This is a genomic window from Maribacter cobaltidurans (assembly GCF_002269385.1).
Lineage (GTDB): Bacteria > Bacteroidota > Bacteroidia > Flavobacteriales > Flavobacteriaceae > Maribacter > Maribacter cobaltidurans.
The window spans coordinates 3,708,770-3,728,180 of sequence record NZ_CP022957.1; the positions used below are offsets into that span (position 1 = coordinate 3,708,770).

The following is a 19,411-nucleotide window of genomic DNA, read 5'->3' on the forward strand; positions in this document are numbered from 1 at the left end:
ATCTGATAATTTATTGGTGAAACTGACTCTTTAAGGTCTCGTAGGCGTAGCCCAAATTGAAGCCGTTGCTTACATTGAACAGAAATAGCCCGCTGATGCTCTCGTCGTACCTGTAGCTTGCACCCAGCTCAAAGCGCTGCCCAAAGTCCAGAATCCCGCTCACTTCCCCTTTCCCGAAATATAAACTGGGGTAATCGTCGAAGTCGATATAGTAGGAGACATTGATGGCCATCCATGTCTGGCGTTCGATGAAGGTCCTGTCATTGAGTATGGCGCCCCCTCTATGCCGGCCCATTGCCTTCGAATCCTCAAGTAGAACTCTGCGGCATCGGAACTTCCCGCAAAGGCAGGGTTGTAAATGTTCATATTATAGCGGTAAAAGGTGTAATTGGGGTCCTGCTGTGCACTTGCCGAAAGGGAAAGAGCAAAAAGGGCAACCGCTATCAATAGTTTATGATACGTTTCATTTGTTTTTGCATTATATTTTCGGTTGATGTTGATTTTAATAATTAATGAATATCCATCCCTGTAGGGGCGCACTTCCGTCGCCAAGGTCAATGACATAGAGATAAGACCCAGCGGGGAGCTTCTCCCGATTATCCTTATAACTTCCCGTCCAATCATTTTCGTATCCCTTGACGGCAAAGACTTCATGGCCAGATCTATTGTACACCCTCACAACATTGTTGGGATAGTTCCCAATGCCTGGAACGATCCAAGTATCGTTGTTGCCATCACCGTTAGGGGTAAAAGCTTGAGCGGGAATAATGCGGGGTGCACCGTCCATTGGGAAATCATCGTTGCTATCGGGAATTCCATCATTGTCATCATCGTTATCGGCGTTGTCGCCCGTTCCATCACCATCCGTATCGGTATCCTCAGTAGGGTCCCAAGGGAAGGCATCCTCCGTATCGGGGACCCCGTCGTTGTCATCGTCAGGGTCGGCATTGTCTCCGATACCATCGCCATCACTGTCCACACTTTCATTGGGGTCGTTCGGCAAGGCATCTTCTGAATCTGGTACGCCATCATTGTCCGTGTCGGTAATTTGACCGTTTGGATAAATATCTTCATCATTTGGTATTCCATCTCCATCGATGTCATTGTCATTGTTGTCACCGGTTCCGTCACCGTCGGTGTCAGTATCTTCGGAGTTGTCTAGAGGAAAGGCATCTTCGGTATCGGGGGTGCCGTCATTGTCATCGTCCGGGTCTGAGTTGTCACCTTGACCGTCTCCATCACTGTCCACACTTTCGTTTGGGTCATTGGGGAAGGCATCCTCTGAATCGGGAACACCATCGTTGTCAGCATCTTCAACATCACCATTTGGATACAAATCCTCATCATTTGGAATTCCATCTCCGTCAATATCATCATCAGTATTGTCGCCCGTTCCGTCGCCATCGGTATCGGTATCCTCGGAATCATCCAATGGGAAGGCATCATCAACATCTGGGGTTCCATCCCCATCATCATCGGTATCGGCGTTATTACCGGTTCCATCACCATCGGTGTCGGTATCCTCGGAATCATCCAATGGGAAGGCATCCTCGGTATCGGGAGTTCCGTCCCCATCGTCATCTGTATCGGCATTGTCTCCGGTTCCGTCCCCATCGGTATCGGTATCCTCGCTATCGTCCAGCGGAAAGGCATCGTCCGTATCAGGGGTACCGTCATTGTCGTCATCGGTATCGGCATTGTCGCCCGTTCCGTCCCCATCGGTATCGGTGTCCTCGTTTTCGTCCAATGGAAAGGCGTCATCAGTGTCTGGAGTACCATCCCCATCATCGTCGGTATCGGCGTTGTCGCCCGTTCCGTCCCCATCGGTATCGGTGTCCTCGTTTTCATCCAACGGGAAGGCATCGTCCGTATCAGGGGTACCGTCATTGTCGTCATCGGTATCGGCGTTGTCCCCGGTTCCGTCCCCATCGGTATCGGTATCCTCGTTTTCATCCAACGGGAATGCATCCTGGGCATCGGGAGTACCATCCCCGTCATCATCGGTATCGGCATTGTCGCCGGTTCCGTCCCCATCGGTATCCGTGTCCTCGTTTTCGTCCAATGGAAAGGCATCGTCAACATCTGGGGTTCCGTCATTGTCGTCATCATCATCGCAAGCATTACCATCACCATCAGCATCGGTATCCGTTTGGTCTGCGTTGGCTATAGAGGTACAGTTATCGGTATCATCCCGTACCCCATCTTCATCAGTATCGGGATATAGGTAAGTAAATCCAGTGGTGGTTGCTGTTCCGACAGTTGTGGTCACGACAATGCTTCCACTGGTACCTTCGTCCACTACCGCTGTTATTTGTGTGGATGAATCCACGGTAAATGAAGCAGCATTGGTGCCACCAAAGGTGACTTGTGTTGTGCCGTTGAAATTGGTGCCTGTGATGACCACGTTATCTCCCGTTTCTGCACTGGTAGGTGTGAAGGAAGTGATAGTTGGTGACGAATTTTTAACTTCCACTGTCTTAAAGGTAGATTGGCCACAAAGTTGATATGTGATATTCGCAGTTCCAGTAGCCACTCCCGTAACAAGACCTGATTGATTTACGGTTGCAATGTTCGTATTATTGCTTGACCAAACACCACCACTTTCTAAATGTGTCAACTGTATTTGTCCTCCTATTGCCGTTGTATTTTCTCCTGAGATTTGGGAAAAATAACCCTGCACCCAGTTACTTGTGGTTCCTGAAAGGGCAAAATTATTAAGTGTACCGTCATTCGCAGACGCCGTATTATCCGGTAATGTAGTCAGACCTATATTATTACCTTCTGTGACCCCTTCATTAAAATTATAATGTCCAATAAGTCCAGCTTCGTTGCCCATTAAAGCAGTATTCATGTTATTTGTGATTTCCGAGGCTGTACGGGAATCGCTCCAAAAACGAACATCATCTATCTTTCCGGCAAAATAATTATCAATGAAACCGAACTGGTAAGGGGCCGTAATATTTATCGCACCCGGTGCCGGAGCAGTGATGACCTCTTGTCCATTAACGTAAACAATAAACTGAAGGCCATCTTTTACCAATGCTATATGTGACCAGACATTCTGCAGAATCGAAGGATTCGTCTCCAAAAACGGGAACCGTGTCAATGTGTTGTCCTCATATGAGTCAATATGAATTTTACCATCGATAATATAGAAGGAGGGATTTCTAGTTTCGATAGCTCCCTGTTGATTACCCATAATAGCGTGATAGTCCCCGTCCCAATTGGAATTATCGGGCAATATCCATGCTTCAATGGTAAAGTCGCTTGCACCATCGGGTATGGTTATACTAGTCAAATTAACATAATCGTCAATCCCATCAAAATAGAGGGAGTTATTGGTCTCTGCATTTACTGAAATGTTTTCTGCAACCGTTCCTGAGACTATTGCAACGTTTCCTGAAAGTCGACCGGACTGACCGGCAGCTACACGAACATAAATAGTTGTGTTGACTATTGTATTAGCCACAGGTGATAGAATAAGACTGGAAACAAAACCACTATTTTCGTTCAGCGATATTTCAAAACCTGAAGGTGCAGATATGACCATATCTTGATAGGCATCACTGGCAGAAACATCAAAATCAAGCGCAGAGGACGTTTCTCCTCCGCAGTAAATAATACTGTTCAATGATGATACGGATGTTGTGATATTCGTTTTTGAGGTAAATGTAAATCCACTCAAAGTTGCGGTGCCCCCGGCCGTAACCACTTCCACATCACCCGATGCTGCTGTGTTGCCCAAAACAGCTGTAATCTGGGTGCTTGAATCCACGGTGTAAGAAGCTGCATCAATTCCACCAAAAGTGACTTGCGTGGCACCGTCAAAGTTGGTACCTGTGATGACCACAGTATCTTCTTGACCAGCTTCTACAGGGTCAAAAGAGATGACGGTAGGTTCTGGCAATTCTGTTACGGTTTCAATTTCTGCTTCCGTCAATTTTCGATCAAAAATTACCATATCATCAATACAACCATTGAAATATTCCCATGTTGTGGCAGAGAGATTGTATTGATTAGTATGGGCAAAACCTAGTTGATTGTAAATCATATCCAAATGAGCTACTGCCGCACCTGTTGTATTAGCTTCCAAACTTCCATCCAAATAAATGGATACTGAATTGGTGCCAGCTGTAAAATCTACTTGGTGCCAGTTACCATCATTCACCGTAGATGATGAAATGGCCTGTATGCTTGTGCTGGTTGAAGTCCACAAGGTGCCTTTCAGTTTACCATCTGAAGTAATCAACAAAATCGGAATATAATTGCTTGGGTTATTGGAAACGTTGGCTTGTACATTTTGATATCCTAAAATACTACCGGTTCCTGTTGTTTTAAATCTTAAGGAGATGGTAAATTCCGAAAGGCTTCTGATAAGATTATCAGGAAGTTTTACAAAACCTGGGCCATTATCAAAACATACTGCTTGGCCTTGAGCACCCGTATTATAAGTAATTGTATTGACTTCAGTGCCGTCATAATTGTTTTCTGTGGCATCGTCTGGATTGCCTTCAAAATCATATTGTGCTACTTTATAAATAAAGCCAGTTTCTGTATCGTTGCCACCTGGGCTGGTCACAGTAATATCGCCCGATGCACCTGTGCCCACCACAGCGGTTATTTCGGTATTGGATACTACGGTAAATGAAGTGGCGGCTGTATCCCCAAAATTCACTTCGGTAGTTCCAAGAAAGTTGGATCCATTAATGGTGACTGTCTCTCCATTGCCCGCGGCGATAGGGGAGAAATTGGAGATAACAGGTGGTTCATCCACATCAGTAACAGAAATAGTAATGTGCTGTACTGTATCTCCATCATTGTCCGTAGCAGTGACTGTGATTTCATAATTATTGTCAGTGTCTGCATCCTGAGGGTCTTCAAAGTCAGGGGAAGCTTGGAAGGTAAGTGCACCTGTGGCTGCGTCTATACTGAAAAGATCATTGTCTCCTCCTGTAGCCAAGGCATAAGTGATTCCTTCGTCATTTGCACCACCATTACCGTTATTGGCATCAATGTCGACTACGGGATTTGTTCCATTTTCTGCATATTCGACAACGGGAAGCATGTCATATTCATAGACATTCTTTGAAAAGCCTATTACATAAAACTTTTCACCACCCTCTGAGAATGCCATACCATAGGCGTTGGGTTCCTGTGAACTAATATCGAAGGCAATGCTGTTATAACTGATTGAAGATAAATCGAATGGTGTAGAGAGGTCATATGCCAAAATCTGTCCAAAATCTGCAACTATGAAGAGTTGGGTTCCATCTGAATTGAAATCCAGTTCCATTGGTCTCTCATGCTCTGTGATGGTATAGGAATTGCTGGTGTAAGTTGAAGTTGATATATCATAGGCAACACCTAAACTGTATTCATAGATCACATGTGTGTTATCGGCCAATAAATACATCTTTGTACCGTCATTATTGAAAGTGACATCCTTATAAGAGGAGGCTTGCGATGCAACATAGGTCTGGGTTTGTGTTGCAGAAGCTAGATCGTATGGATCGCTTAGACCATATTCTACTACATTGGCCGAAGAACCTGCACCGACAAAGTATAATGTGGTGCCGTTATTGTTGAAGTTTATACCAGTGGTCCTATCGCTCATCCCAGTAAGTGAGGTGTTATAGGTAGCTGTGGATACATCAAAGGCTGTTGAGAGGGAATACTCCGCAATCACGTTCGAGTCAATCCCACTCACAAACATTTTATTACCATTGGCACTGAAATCTATGCTATAAGGTGACCCCACTTCTGAAGATACATCGAAGAAAGTACCTGAATATTGGGCAACAGAAACATTGTATGCCGCCGTCGGACTGGTGAAAACTGGCGAAATTGCCTCTACATCGGTCAAGGTGACCGCTATGGTCTGGTCTCCCAAAGAATCAAATGTATCATCGGAAGCGTCAGCATTTACTGATACTGTTATAGTTGCTGAGTCATTCGGGATTGCGTGGTCATCCACCCCTGTCACGGTTACAGTTTGAGGAACATTCCAGTTCGCTGAGGTAAATGTCAAGGTAGACGGGAAAACTGTAGCCTCATCGATGTCGTCACTGGCAATATCAAATACCGCATCGTTGGCTGGCTGAGCATCCAAAACAACCGTAAATGTCCCAGTTCCTGCATTTTCAGCTATAGTTAAAGCTGTTTCGCTAACGGTAAATCCAGCCGTAATACCTACTGCAAAAATATCGTCGTTTAAACTAAAGGGGCCAAAGGGTTGGGTGTCAAAAACTAAATCGTTAGCCAAATCATTTAACGAAGCATATCTCGTAACGCTTTTGTGTTGACCATCGGTAGTGTTTGTATTAGTTCTAAGAAAATACTGCCCGTCATGAAAAAACTGGTCTTCAAACCTAAATGTTGATGAAAAGGCAATAGGAGTTTCGTTTGTATTGGCTAGCAAATCAGCAAACGAAGGATACGACGATAAACCATGTGTACCAGTAGAAGAAGCCGTTCTGAAAAATAGGTCTCCAGATGCAAAGAATTCATCATTGTCATTCCAGTCCTGAGGGTTTCCGCCACTTGTAAAATTATATACTATTCCGTTAGTTCCCGCTGCTAGGTCAGCAAGACTTGGATAGCGGGTTACGGAAGTATTTATATTATTGGTCCTATAAAAATAGACGCCATCGGCAAAGAAACTATCTCCAAAACTCCATGTCTGAGTAAATCCGGTAAATACACCATTTGTATGGGCAATAAAATCAGCATAAGAAGAATATTTGGTTATTCCATCTGTTTGATTATCTGAACGTGTGCGGTAATAGGCAGGTATTGCCACCGAAATATCACTTATTGCCAACGCCAGGTAATCGCCATCTGCAGGATTAATTTTTGCGTAATACCCACCTTTACTACGGTCATAGGTTAAAAGCACCACCTGGTCCTGATCATCAAAGCTCTCGTTGTTTGAAATGACAACTGCAGGTGTGCCTCCGGATGGGAAGGTTGCCGCCTCATAGGGAACGGCAAAATACACGTCTCCTACCGTACCGGTCTCATCCACCTTCCAAACACGATCGGAACGGTTATTGGTACCACCATTAAAGCTTGATGTAAATGAGTTTTCGGCACCGTTGTTGTGTCCCATCACCATAAAATTCCCATCACTGAGTCCAGTTCTGCTTCCATCTAAATTTGAGGACATAAAATCGGTAGTGGTCGCCAAAATAGGGCTGTTATCGTTATTTGCTGATCGTGATATTTTCTGGTTCAACGCACTGGCATCGTCACGGCCAATTCCGAATATATCCGTTTTGTATCCTGAATTGTTGGAAGCGTCCCAAATTATAGTGCCATCGGAAGCCAAGTAATGCAATGGCGATGTTTGGTCCAGCGAGATCCCATATTTTAGAGCCAGATAGGATTCAATTTGTTGTCTGGTTGTACCACTTGGTAAAGTGCCTCCGCCATATATAATCGCTTCGGCTATATTACCCTGAAAAGTAGAAACATCTGTAAGCAATCCTTTTCCTAATGCAGTTTCGGGTGTTCCACCATTGGCATTATCATAAGTAAAACCAGAAAATTGCTGACCATCTACTCGGGCAAATGAGCCACCTGCTACACTGTGGTTTAAATCTGCGACCAAAATGTGTGGACGATCTGAGGTAGCCTCTGCGGAATGTGCTGTTTCAGTTGTTCCATTACCATTTATACCATCAGGACCGATCATGGTATCATAGTTACTGTCATCATTACCCATAAGCGGATGGGCAGGATTTCCATCTAAATCATATACAATATAGATTTGTTTAGGATCCAACGCATCAGGATTGATGTTCAACGACGTTGACATATGTCCATTGCTAACATTCACAAAATCAGATACTGGGTTAAAGTTCATACCGTTGGCGTTGTATTGAGGACCTTGGTTGGAAACCGCCTCACTTAAATCATAGCCATTACCTGATTGATCTGCCCATGTAGACACAACTCCAGTACCAGTGATGTTGGTTCCCTCGTTAGCCTTTACCCAAAAGGTTAAATTAGTATTGATTCCTCCAGGAGCTTCTTGAACTCTAGCCAAAGTAAAGCTTTTACCATTACCTAGTGGTGCGGTAGTGGTTAACACACCGCTGGCATTTAATGCACCCATAACGGTTACTCCCGAAGAGAAATCCCCGTTGTCGGTAGCGATCACCGACCAGCTTTCATCATAGCCATCAAATTTCAAACTTATGTTTTGTGAAAAATTGGTAGCATTTATTTTCCATTCACGTCCCAGACGGATGTTAAAACCGGTGGAGGCTTGCAGTTCGGTAGTTTGTGTGGTAGTTGCACCACCATTATTTGAAATAACCAAAAACTGTTTGTCGTTGGCATGTAATGTGTTACGACTGTTATCATTGTTGGCCAAAGTAAAATTGTCATCTAAGGCCGCGGTAAGAATTGAACCCTCATTGACCGATTTGGATATTTTTTGGTTCAAGCCACTCGCATCATCACGACCAATACCAAAAATGTCCGTTTTGTATCCAGTATTGTTGGAAGCATCCCATATAACGGTGCCATCTGAAGCCAAGTAATCTATACCAGAGGTTTGGTCCAATGTGACACCATATTTCAGGGACAAATACGTATGAACCTTTTGGCGTTCCGTTTCGCTTAATTCAGTATTAAAAACAATCAACTCAGAAAGATGGATATCTGAATAAATCCCATTGGTGTTACCTAAAGCCATATTTTGGCTTGCAAAGTTCAATCCTATGTCAGTTACCTTATTCCCGCCCTCTTTATAGAAATCGTGCCCACCATTAATTGCCCGGGTTGCAGTCCTTAAGGTTGTTTCATTGGCGATAACAGCATTTCCAAAAGCTGCGGTCGTGCCGCATTGCGTGATTCCAATCAAACCCGATCCTGCACCTACACTTTCTTGATACCATGCGAAACCATCACCACAACCATCGGTGGCTAGAATGGCAGTTTTAGATCCGGCATTGGGTATGTTCATAATCCCAAAAATGGTATAGGCATTGGTTCCTGTAAGGCCAAGGTCATTGTCAAAATTCATCATATCATTAGAACCATCAAAACTTACCTTTGGGTTAAAGTTGATTGTTTCTGAACCAATTATCGGTTGACTATTTGCTATAGCTTGAACGGGGTTGTTTTGACCAAGAGATTGATCCTCCCAAATAGAAACCCCGGTATCCAAAACAATACCGCTATCAGCGCGCAACCATAATGCCATGTTGGAGGTGATACCTCCGGGACCTTTTTCTACTTTTGCCAAGGTCAAGAAGTGAACATTGGCCAAAACTACGCCTGTAATCTCGCCATTGGAGTCGAGCGTACCCAGTGAACTAGCGCCCGAGCTAAAATCACCATCGTCGTCTTTTAATAAGGCCCAGGTTTCGTCAAAGCCATTAAATTTAAGGTTGACACTTTGGCTAAAATTGGTAGTTGCATTCGTCTTCCAAACCTTTGAGATATGGCTATTATAATTCGTGCCAGCTATTTCGGCATATGTATTTGTAATAGCCCCACCATTATTTGAAATAATCAAAAACTGCTTGTCATTGCCGTGTTCGGTAGTACGACTGGCATCTGTGTTAGAAGCTGTAAAATTAGCATCCAAAGCCATGGTAAGTATGCTGCCTGAATTGACTGATTTGGATACTTTCTGGTTTAATCCACTGGCATCGTCGCGACCGATACCGAAAATATTATTTTTATATTCGGTGTTTTCTGAAGCGTCCCAGAATACCGTTCCATCAGAGGCAAGATAATCGGTCGCAGTCGTTTGATCTAATGCAACACCATATTTCAAAGCCAAATATGAACTTACTTTCTGTACATCTGCATCAGAAAGCTTTTCTTGATAGACAATGATTTCCGCTACAAGACCTTGATAGTGTTTTGTACCATTGGTTCCAATTACTGCCGTGTTGTTTTCAAAATCATTTAAAGTTTGCATTCCAGAATTGGTGTCGTTGGTAATGTTACCATTAAAAATCCCTTCCTGTTGGTTATCTGAAGGTATTTCATCTCTAACACCACCTACTATTGTTTGATTATCCGGGGCATTACTACCAGGGATGAATTGTCCAAAATCGTTACCATCTATATAACCTCCGTTAACGGTCAATTGTGTTATTTTCCCGCTAGTATCTTTTGCGGTAAAAATGGTTTGGTTTATGCCATTTTTATGGATTACAGAAAATAATGTAGCTTCATCTGTTCCTACCATTCCTAATGACGAGCTATTTTTTAGACTCCTTGCCGTGGTACCTGCGGCTGCATGACTGACATAATCATTAAAATTAAAAAACTGACCGTTTACACCTGAAACCAAATCCGGTCCTTCATTTCCATCGCTATCCGTAAAATCATAATCTTTACCAGACTGATCTCCCCATTGATCTATGGAGGTTCCTGTATCGGTTGTTACCCCCTCATCTGCTTTTAACCATAGGGTTAGTGCTGATGGGATTCCTCCCGGTGCTTTTTGAAATTTGGCCAATGTGAAGGTTGATCCATCTGCTAAGGCCGTTGTGGTGGTAAATTCGCCATCGGCATTCAACGTTCCAAGGGTAGATACCTCAGAGGAGAAATCGCCGTCAGCCTTGGTGACGATTGACCATGTATCATCGTAGCCCTCAAATTTTAAACTTATGTTTTGTGAAAAGTTGGTGGCATCTATCTTCCATTCACGGGCCAGACGGATGTTAAAACCAGTGGAGGATTCCAGCTCGGTAGTTTGCGTTGTAGTTGCCCCACCATTATTGGAAACGATTAAAAACTGCTTGTCATTGTCATGTTCGGTAGTACGGTTGGCATCTGTGTTAGCCTTTGTAAAATTAGTATCCAACGCAATGGTCAATATGGCTCCAGTATTAACTGATTTGGACACCTTTTGATTCAAGCTGGAATTGTCATCGCGACCAATTCCAAAAATGTCATTTTTGTACCCTGTATTGTTAGAAGCATCCCAAATAATGCTGCCATCTGAAGCCAAATAATCCAAATCCGAGGTTTGGTCAAGACTTATACCATATTTAAGGGCTAGGTAACTATCAATCTGTTGTTGTTCTATTAAGGTAGGATACGTGTCATAAACCAAGACTTCCGCAATGTTTCCGGTCCAGAACTCACCAGCAGTGGTGGCCACGTCCGCTCCAATCCGCATAAGGCTGTTCACGGTGTTCCACGTTGGTCGTGCTCCATCCCTCGTTTCCAATGTAGTTCCATTGGCTTGTAGATAAGTGTTGGAAACGCCATCATAGCCACCACCAATAATATGAGGTTGATCGAGTGTCCAGAAGTTAGGGCTTGTAATATCGTTCACAGCTTCCCATGAACCATAAATTAGACTATTACTGTTTACCGAGCCTGCTACCACATGGGCTTGATCTTGTGTACCTGTTCCATGTGCAAAGGGCACGTGGTTTCCCGTAAAAGAAGCTGTTGATGTCGTGACCAACCGCATAAAACGGGCACTATTCCCATTTGGGAGTCCCGTTGTGCCGCTTCCATCCATAAATTCAGAACCATCAAATGTTGCCTGAGGGTTAAAGTTCAATGTTGCGGCAATGAAAATGGGTCGTTCACCTGAATTAACTTGTATGAAATTGTTTCCGTTTGGACTAAAATCACTCCATTGGTAGATTGGGTCAGAATTTGTGGCCAAAGTAGTTCCCTCATCAGAATAAACTTGGCCATCGGCTTTCCACCAACCCTGAAGGTTGTTTGATACACCTCCCGGGCCTGTTTGAGCAAAAAGAACAAAGGAGCCGAGAGCCCAAAAGATTGCTAAAAATAAAATTGATTTTGTATTTTTTAAATTTAATGGGGGTTGTATTTTCATAATCTGGAACTAGGCCTGGTTTTTTTATTGAGAGGCGAATATTATAAAAAACATAAGGTAAATCTTACAAAATGTTGTGTGGGGTATGGTTTTGGTGTATGAAAACATCGATTGACGAAGGATATTATCGCTGGACTACATCCTTGATTGAGAAAAAAATGTTTTTTTTGGTTGAGCTGTTTCGTTTCGCACATCATGTTGCCAAAAAGAGTTCTTTTCAGAAAAATAGTTGTTCAAGGATTCTGCTGACACCGAATTTGCCTCGTTATGGGTCGATCAAATTAAGGAATGGGTATATGGTATCCCTTGGCCGTAAAGGAAATGTTTATTATGAAGGTTTGGTAATGTGTATCAATGACAAAGAGAGTACAAAATGAAAGGCGTATTCAACAATCTTTACTATTGGATTGTATTCATATAAAGATTTATTCGGTCTCCAATACGATAACAAAATAACTCGTATGCTACTTGAAATCTGTGGGGTAATACCCATCTAGAAGGGAATTATATTGCTCTGTTTTAAAAAAAGGAAAGCGTGAAAAAGAAATGGTTGGATTCATTTCAGGATCAATTGATTAATAGACAAAAGGGGAATATCTATTTGTGATTCCATGGTTTTAATTAAATCCTTATGAAATAATTTTCCGAAAAATGTGTGTTCGTCACGTTCCAATAAGGCAATCAAATTAGGTTTTTCATCCCCAATGAACATGCGTAAACCTCGGGCAATGGTTTTGGCCGTTAGCAAGTGAAAGGAAATATCATCATCTTGAACTTTTTCTAGTAGCATTTCTTTGAACCATTCAAGTTGTTCCTTTCCTTTGAGCTTTGTATCCGTATCTACATGCACAATTTTTATGGAAAGATCTTGATCGGAGAACAGTTGCTTTATCTGATAGATGGCCGTAATATCTTCTTGTTCAAAATCTGTAGCATACATTATCGAGTCCAATGGTTTATATTTAAAGGAATTGGGTACAATTAATAACTTGCAATTCACTTGTTTAAGTAAATGATTGGCAATATTTCCTGAAAACACACCTCTTTTGGTGTGCTCATCCTTCATTCCTACAATCAATAGATTGCAGTCTATATTTAGGGTATATTCCAGTATGGTATGGGCTATGGAACTCCCATATTCTGCCCTTAGGTATACGGTGAGGTCACCCACTTCCTTAATTGAATTTTCATGGTAGTACCGGGTTAGAACTTCCAATTTTTCGTTCTTTAGACTGCGTTGGATCTGCTCTTCCGTTTTAATGGTTTTTCCAGCAATTGGTGGTATGTCATAGACAAAAAGCACCACCAATCTGGCATTTAACCGTAAGGCTAGTTTTTGGGCATACTGTAAAGTGTTTAAGGAGTGCTTGGAACAATCGGTAGCATATAAAATAGTCATCGGTAAATTTTTAGTGTGAACCGAAAACTAGTTAATAAGACTTGATTATGGAATGATAAAAATCATACCACATCAATTTATCTATCCTTAACTTACTCTTTGGGCATTTTGAAATTACCCTCAGATTTTTGAAGCGTGATTAACATCCAGAATCAATGCGGTAATTTATCCTTAATCAAACCATATAGGAAAGTGCCTAAAATGGAAGCGATTATGACTACCAAAATGGGCACGTAACCCGCGCCTACCAATGTGAACATGGGTCCGGGACATGCTCCCGCCAAAGCCCAACCCAGTCCGAAAAGAATTCCCCCGAACATGTATCTACTAAAACTTTTGGCCTTTGGCGGAAACTGTATCGTTTCGCCATAAAAGGATTTAATAGGCATTCTTTTGATTAATTGTACCAAAATGATACCAATAATCACCGTAGAACCGATAATACCATACATGTGAAAGGATTCAAATTTGAACATTTCATAGATTCTAAACCAGGAAGCAGCTTCGGATTTGAACATGGTAATTCCAAATAGAATTCCGATAAGTAAATAGGATAGTGTTCTCATAGCTTAAAATATCAATGGAAAAATAAGATGAATCATAATTAAGCCGCCAATAAAAAACCCGACAACCGCTATCAATGAGGGTAATTGTAAATTGCTCAGCCCAGATATTGCATGACCAGAGGTGCATCCACCTGCATAACGCGTTCCAAAGCCAACGAATAAACCACCAAGGCTCAAGAGTATTAGGCTTTTCATGTCGGTCATGGCGTTCATGTCAAATAGTTCCGTGGGTAGATACGTTTTACCGGCACTACTAAAACCAAGTTCGTTTAGCGTACTTATCGTATCCGGATTAATAGCAACAGCAGAATCTACGGTCATTAAATGTGAACCAATAAAACCACCTATAATAGCACCTAGTACTACAACCAAGTTCCAACGTTGTGCCTTCCAATCGAACCTAAAAAAGTCAGCTTTTTTACCTGCACCACATATGGTACACATAGTCCTCAAGTTGGAAGACATCCCAAAATTTTTGCCTACCATCAACAGTAGGAACATTACTAAAGCGATCATAGGCCCGGATACATACCAGGGCCAGGGTTCATAAATCCAGTCCATAACAATTTTTATGGAACAAATATATGATAATGATCAGGTTTTGTATGTAACAAGGGTTACAGAAAGGGATATGGACTCTTAACTGAATTGGTTCTTGGTTTTAATTTTTTTTCAAACCAAATTTTAAAAGAATGGTTTCCAACAAACACCATTTGGTAAAGGCAGATTGAATTAAATTAACTCCAATAAATACTGTAAACCATAGCCAGTTGATATTTACATAGATGGCCAAGAATACGCTTAATAAAATGAATGTTCCAACGATAACTCTAAAATAGGTATTTAACATGATTGTTTTTTTAAATGGATTTTTCAATAGGAACCACAACCGCCTTGATAGGGTTATTGGTTTTTAAATTTTTATTGAACTCTTTTATGAGCGTAAATAGGAGGTCTATATTCCTATCTTCGGTAAAGGAGAAGAATAAGCTGGATTGCACTCCGTTTTTTCCACTGGAAAACCAATCAGCGGTCCTAACCAGTGCCATATGATTCTTATATCCTTCAATATCGGAACCGCTAAAACTTTCTATATCGGCTTTTTTAAAAAGAAGGATAATATCTTTCTCAAATTCTTCTACAACGGTGACAATGAGTAGTTTCATAAGTATATTTTTTTAGTCTTGATCATTACTTGGGTTATCCATGTTTTCTGTTTCTGGGTAATTTTTACGTTCTATCATATAATACACCAAGGGCACCACTAAAAGAGTCAATACGGTGGAGACGATCGTACCGCCCATTAGCGATATGGCCAATCCTTGGAAAATAGGATCAAAAAGGATAACGAATGCACCAATAACAACGGTACCGGCGGTAAGCAAAATAGGAGTGGTTCGTACTGCACCAGCTTCTATTGCCGCTTGTTTAATGGGTATCCCTTCCTCTAACCGTAAGTTGATGAAATCAATAAGTAGGACCGAATTACGTACCATGATACCTGCCAAAGCAATCATACCGATAAAAGAAGTAGCTGTGAAAAAGGCCCCCATAATCCAATGGCCTAATATAATTCCTATCAATGATAAGGGAATGGCCACCATCATAACCACTGGAGCCTTAAAGTTTTGGAACCATCCTACAATCAAGATGTATATTAAAATAATGGCTCCTAAAAAGGCGATACCCAAATCCCTAAAAACTTCTAAAGTAATTTGCCATTCTCCATCCCATTTTACGGTGTAGTCATCTTCAAATTCTGGCTGGCCCAGATACATTTCATTAATATGATACCCTGTTGGTAATGGGATTTCCTTCAATTTATCCTCCATTCCCAAAATGGCGTATGCAGGACTCTCCAAGGCTCCGGCCATATCCGCCATTACATAGACGACACGTTTTTGGTTCTTTCGATAAATGCTTTTTGCGCTGATGGTTTCGTGAATATCCACCAAGTCTGCAATGGGCACCATAGTACCTTGCTTGGAGGTAATCTTTAATTGGGAAATATCGGTGATGGTCGATTTCTCCTTTTCGTCCAGAGCCAATATCAAACCAACTTGGTTACTGGCGTTTTCATCGTATAAATTGGTAATGGCCCTGTTGGATAATGCCATGTTCATGGTATAGGCAATCTGTTGCGGGGCCACACCATAGAGCATCGCTTTTTCCTTATCTATTATGAATTCATACTCGGTTTGGTCCGCCTCTACCATCCAATCGATATCAACCACATCCGTAGTGTTCATCAATATAGTTTGAACATTATTGGCTATCTTGATTTGCTCTTCATAATCAGGTCCATATACCTCTGCTACGATGGTAGATAACACTGGTGGGCCTGGTGGTACTTCTACCAGTTTTACGTTCGCATTGTATTTTGCTGCAATTTTTTGAATATCCGGCCGTAGTAATTTTGCAATATCATGGCTTTGCACGGAACGCTCGCCCTTATCTACCAGATTAACCTGTATATCCGCCATATTGCTACCACCACGTAGATCGTAATGTCGCACCAAGCCATTGAAGGTAATAGGGGCAGAGGTACCAATATAATTTTGATAGTTCACCACTTCGGGACGGGTTGCCAAGTATTGTGAAATTTCTTGGGCTACAACTCCTGTACGTTCAAGGGTAGTGCCTTCTGGCATGTCAATAACCACTTGAAACTCGTTCTTGTTATCAAAAGGCAACATCTTTACCGCTACCGATTTGGTGAAAAAAAGTAACATAGAACCCAGAAGCAATAAAAAGGTCAATCCTAAAAACAACCAGCGCTTACTTTTGTTCTCAATTAACGGGCGTTCGAATTTGTTATAGATTTTATATATGTAAGTTTCTTCAAGCGGTTTTTCTATTTTCTCCTCTTGGCCTTTTTTATCTTTTTCCCTTAAGAAAATGTAACCTAAGTATGGGGTAATAGTCAATGCCACAAACAATGATAATATCATGGCAATGGAAGCCCCTATAGGCATTGGTGCCATATACGGACCCATTAACCCGGATACGAAGGCCATGGGCAATACAGAGGCAATAACCGTAAATGTGGCCAAAATAGTAGGGTTACCTACTTCATTAATCGCATAGAGTGCGGCCTGTTTAAAGGGAAGGCGTTTCATTTTAAAATGCCGGTGCATGTTCTCGGCAATAATAATGGAGTCATCCACTACAATACCGGTCACAAAAACCAAGGCAAAAAGCGTTATCCTGTTCAAGGTGTAATCAAGCATATAATAGCTCAATAGCGTAAGGGCAAACGTAATGGGAACCGATAGAAAAACCACCAAACCACCACGCCATCCCATGGCCAACATCACCACTAGGGTTACCGCAATGATAGAGCCAATAAGGTGCAACAACAGTTCAGAAACTTTGTGCGATGCCGTTTCCCCATAGTTTCTGGTAATCTCTACATGTACATCATCGGGAATCAAGGTGCTGCGTAAATGCTCAACCTTGTCGATAACGATATCGGCGATTTTCATGGCGTCGGCACCTTTTCTTTTCGCTACGGAAATGGTCACCGCAGGATATTCGGATTTATAATCGGTTACCTTATCACTGGCCTGTCCGAAGCCTAAAGAAACATAACTTTGCGGAATTTCAGGACCATCGATAATATTGGCGATTTGTTTTAGGTAAATTGGTTGGTTCTGTTGCACTCCTACCACAAGATTTTCCACATCGGTAACCGATGCTAAAAACTTGCCCGTGTTCACCAAGAATTCGGTATCGTTCTTATCAAAACTACCCGAGCTCAATTGCGCATTATTGGCTTTGATCATTTCGGAAACCGACAAGAAATCGAGACCACTCGCCGCTAATTTATCCTTATCCAAAACCACTCGTAACTGACGGTCTTGATTTCCTATTTTATGGGTAATCGCCACATCGTTCACCTTCTTGATCTCACTTTCCAGCTCTTGGGCCATTTGGCTCAATTGGTAGCCGTCGTAATTTTCGCTCCAAAGTGTCAGGCCCAGCATGGGTACATCATCAATGGCACGCGTTTTTACCAAAGGAAAGGTGACGCCATCGGGCATAATGTCCATATGCTTGTTTATTTCATTGTACAGTTTTACGAAGGAGCGCTCAATGTCCTCGCCCACATAAAACTGCACGATCACCATGCCCTGTTCCTTCATAGAAGTAGAATACACATATTCTACCCCTTTAATGTTCGATATTAGTTTCTCCAAGGGTTTGATTACGCGTGATTCAACCTCGGTAGGACTCGCTCCAGGGTATCCTACAAAAATATCGGCCATAGGAACGTCTATTTGTGGTTCCTCTTCTCTTGGAATCAAAAACGAGCTATACACCCCAATGACCATGAAAACGATCATTAGGAGCACCGTTAACTTGCTGCCTATAAACATTTTGGCAATTTTGCCAGCTAAACCTTCCTTCATGCTTTCTAGTTATTTTATTTGGTCGTTTCCATCTGCCTTGGGGCAGATGGTCGGGCTTTCCGCTCATACTCCTCGGCACAAAAACGTGCCTGTGGGGTAACCGCTGCAATCCCTAACGCGGACTTGTTTTTTACTTGGAGATTTTAGCTCCGTTATATAATTTACCTTCTGCCGATACAATGAATTGTTCATCGGCAGTAAGGCCAGATAATACCTCTACCTTATCGCCAAAGGTTCGCCCCAGGCGGACCCAGCGCAAAAGGGCAGTGTTACTTTGGCTTATGGTGTAAATACCGGTCAATTGGCCGTTTTTGATGATGGCATCGACAGGAATCATAATGGCGGAACTCGTGGTGCTTTTAGTTATTGGAAATTGTACGGTAGCGTACATTCCAGAGCGAATTTGCGTATCGGATTCGTCCAATATTACCTTTACCGGAAACTGTCCTCCGGTATTTTTGGAGGAGGTGCTAACCTCCGTAACCTTGCCCGTTATCATTTTGTCCACAGATTTTACTTGCACGGTTACCGCTGTACCATTCTTTATTTCAATAATTTCAGATTCAGGGACCATGGCCATTATTTGATATTTACCGGGAGCCTCAACTTCTAAAAGAGGCATACCGGGGTTGGCCATATCACCCGCATTAATAAATTTATTGGTGACCACACCATCAAAAGGAGCTCTAATATTTGCGTATCCCATTTGAGCATTTACTTCGTTCTTCATTTGCTTGGCAGACTCCAAACGGGCTTTGGCCATGGTGTAGTTCGCCGTAATGTCATCCAATTCTTTTTGCGAAGCACTGTTTTCCTTAAACAATGTGGTATACCTATTAAAATCTTTTTCGGCATTTGTAAAGGCCGCGGTCGCTTCGGCAATACCAGCATTTACCTGTGCCAATTTTGCGGATACATCCGCATTGTTTACACTTATTAAAAGCTGACCTTCTTGTACCTTATCTCCAACCTTGACATAAATTTTATCTACGTATCCCATCATTCGAGTACTGATATTGGTGCTTTTGGCCGCTTCTACCTTTCCGCTTACGGTCAAAAACGGACGGCTATCGCCCTCGGTAACGGTTTTTGTTTCCACCTTTATGGGAGTACTGGTATTCGCTAGGTTTTTTTTCTCTTCGCTACCACAACTTGCTGCCAAAAAGGCAATCGTTAAAAGTCCGATGATGTAATTTTTATGATTCAT

10 protein-coding genes are annotated in these 19,411 nt (G+C 42.2%); all 10 read right to left on the minus strand.

The window, feature by feature from the left end:
• Nucleotides 1-10: 10 nt before the first annotated feature.
• Complete coding sequence (locus CJ263_RS21495) at nt 11-232, minus strand: type IX secretion system membrane protein PorP/SprF (RefSeq protein ID WP_373288365.1); 222 nt, start codon at nt 230-232, stop codon at nt 11-13.
• Complete coding sequence (locus CJ263_RS16595; protein WP_229702464.1) at nt 160-558, minus strand: type IX secretion system membrane protein PorP/SprF; 399 nt, start codon at nt 556-558, stop codon at nt 160-162. Before CJ263_RS16595 ends, CJ263_RS21495 begins: the two co-directional genes overlap by 73 nt.
• Nucleotides 503-11,827, minus strand: a complete 11,325-nt coding sequence (locus CJ263_RS16600; RefSeq protein WP_094998290.1) for a LamG-like jellyroll fold domain-containing protein — start codon at nt 11,825-11,827, stop codon at nt 503-505. Before CJ263_RS16600 ends, CJ263_RS16595 begins: the two co-directional genes overlap by 56 nt.
• A gap of 556 nt (nt 11,828-12,383) precedes the next feature.
• The gene (locus CJ263_RS16610; protein ID WP_094998292.1) at nt 12,384-13,226 is read right to left on the minus strand and encodes a universal stress protein; all 843 of its coding nucleotides are present in this window, start codon (nt 13,224-13,226) and stop codon (nt 12,384-12,386) included.
• 152 nt (nt 13,227-13,378) lie between these two features.
• Entirely contained in the window at nt 13,379-13,792 is a 414-nt protein-coding gene (locus CJ263_RS16615) for a DUF6691 family protein (protein WP_094998293.1), read from the minus strand.
• A 3-nt stretch (nt 13,793-13,795) separates the two neighbouring features.
• Nucleotides 13,796-14,353, minus strand: coding sequence for a YeeE/YedE family protein (locus tag CJ263_RS16620; protein ID WP_094998294.1), 558 nt, complete (start codon nt 14,351-14,353; stop codon nt 13,796-13,798).
• Nucleotides 14,354-14,453: 100 nt separating this feature from the next.
• Nucleotides 14,454-14,642: a YgaP family membrane protein gene (locus CJ263_RS16625; protein WP_094998295.1), complete on the minus strand. Its 189-nt coding sequence runs from the start codon at nt 14,640-14,642 to the stop codon at nt 14,454-14,456.
• Nucleotides 14,643-14,652: 10 nt separating this feature from the next.
• Nucleotides 14,653-14,958 carry a hypothetical protein gene (locus tag CJ263_RS16630; RefSeq protein ID WP_094998296.1) on the minus strand — a complete coding sequence of 102 codons (306 nt, stop codon included), beginning with the start codon at nt 14,956-14,958 and terminating at the stop codon, nt 14,653-14,655.
• A 12-nt stretch (nt 14,959-14,970) separates the two neighbouring features.
• Nucleotides 14,971-18,204, minus strand: a complete 3,234-nt coding sequence (locus CJ263_RS16635; RefSeq protein ID WP_094998297.1) for an efflux RND transporter permease subunit — start codon at nt 18,202-18,204, stop codon at nt 14,971-14,973.
• A gap of 130 nt (nt 18,205-18,334) precedes the next feature.
• The gene (locus tag CJ263_RS16640) at nt 18,335-19,411 is read right to left on the minus strand and encodes an efflux RND transporter periplasmic adaptor subunit (RefSeq protein WP_094998298.1); all 1,077 of its coding nucleotides are present in this window, start codon (nt 19,409-19,411) and stop codon (nt 18,335-18,337) included.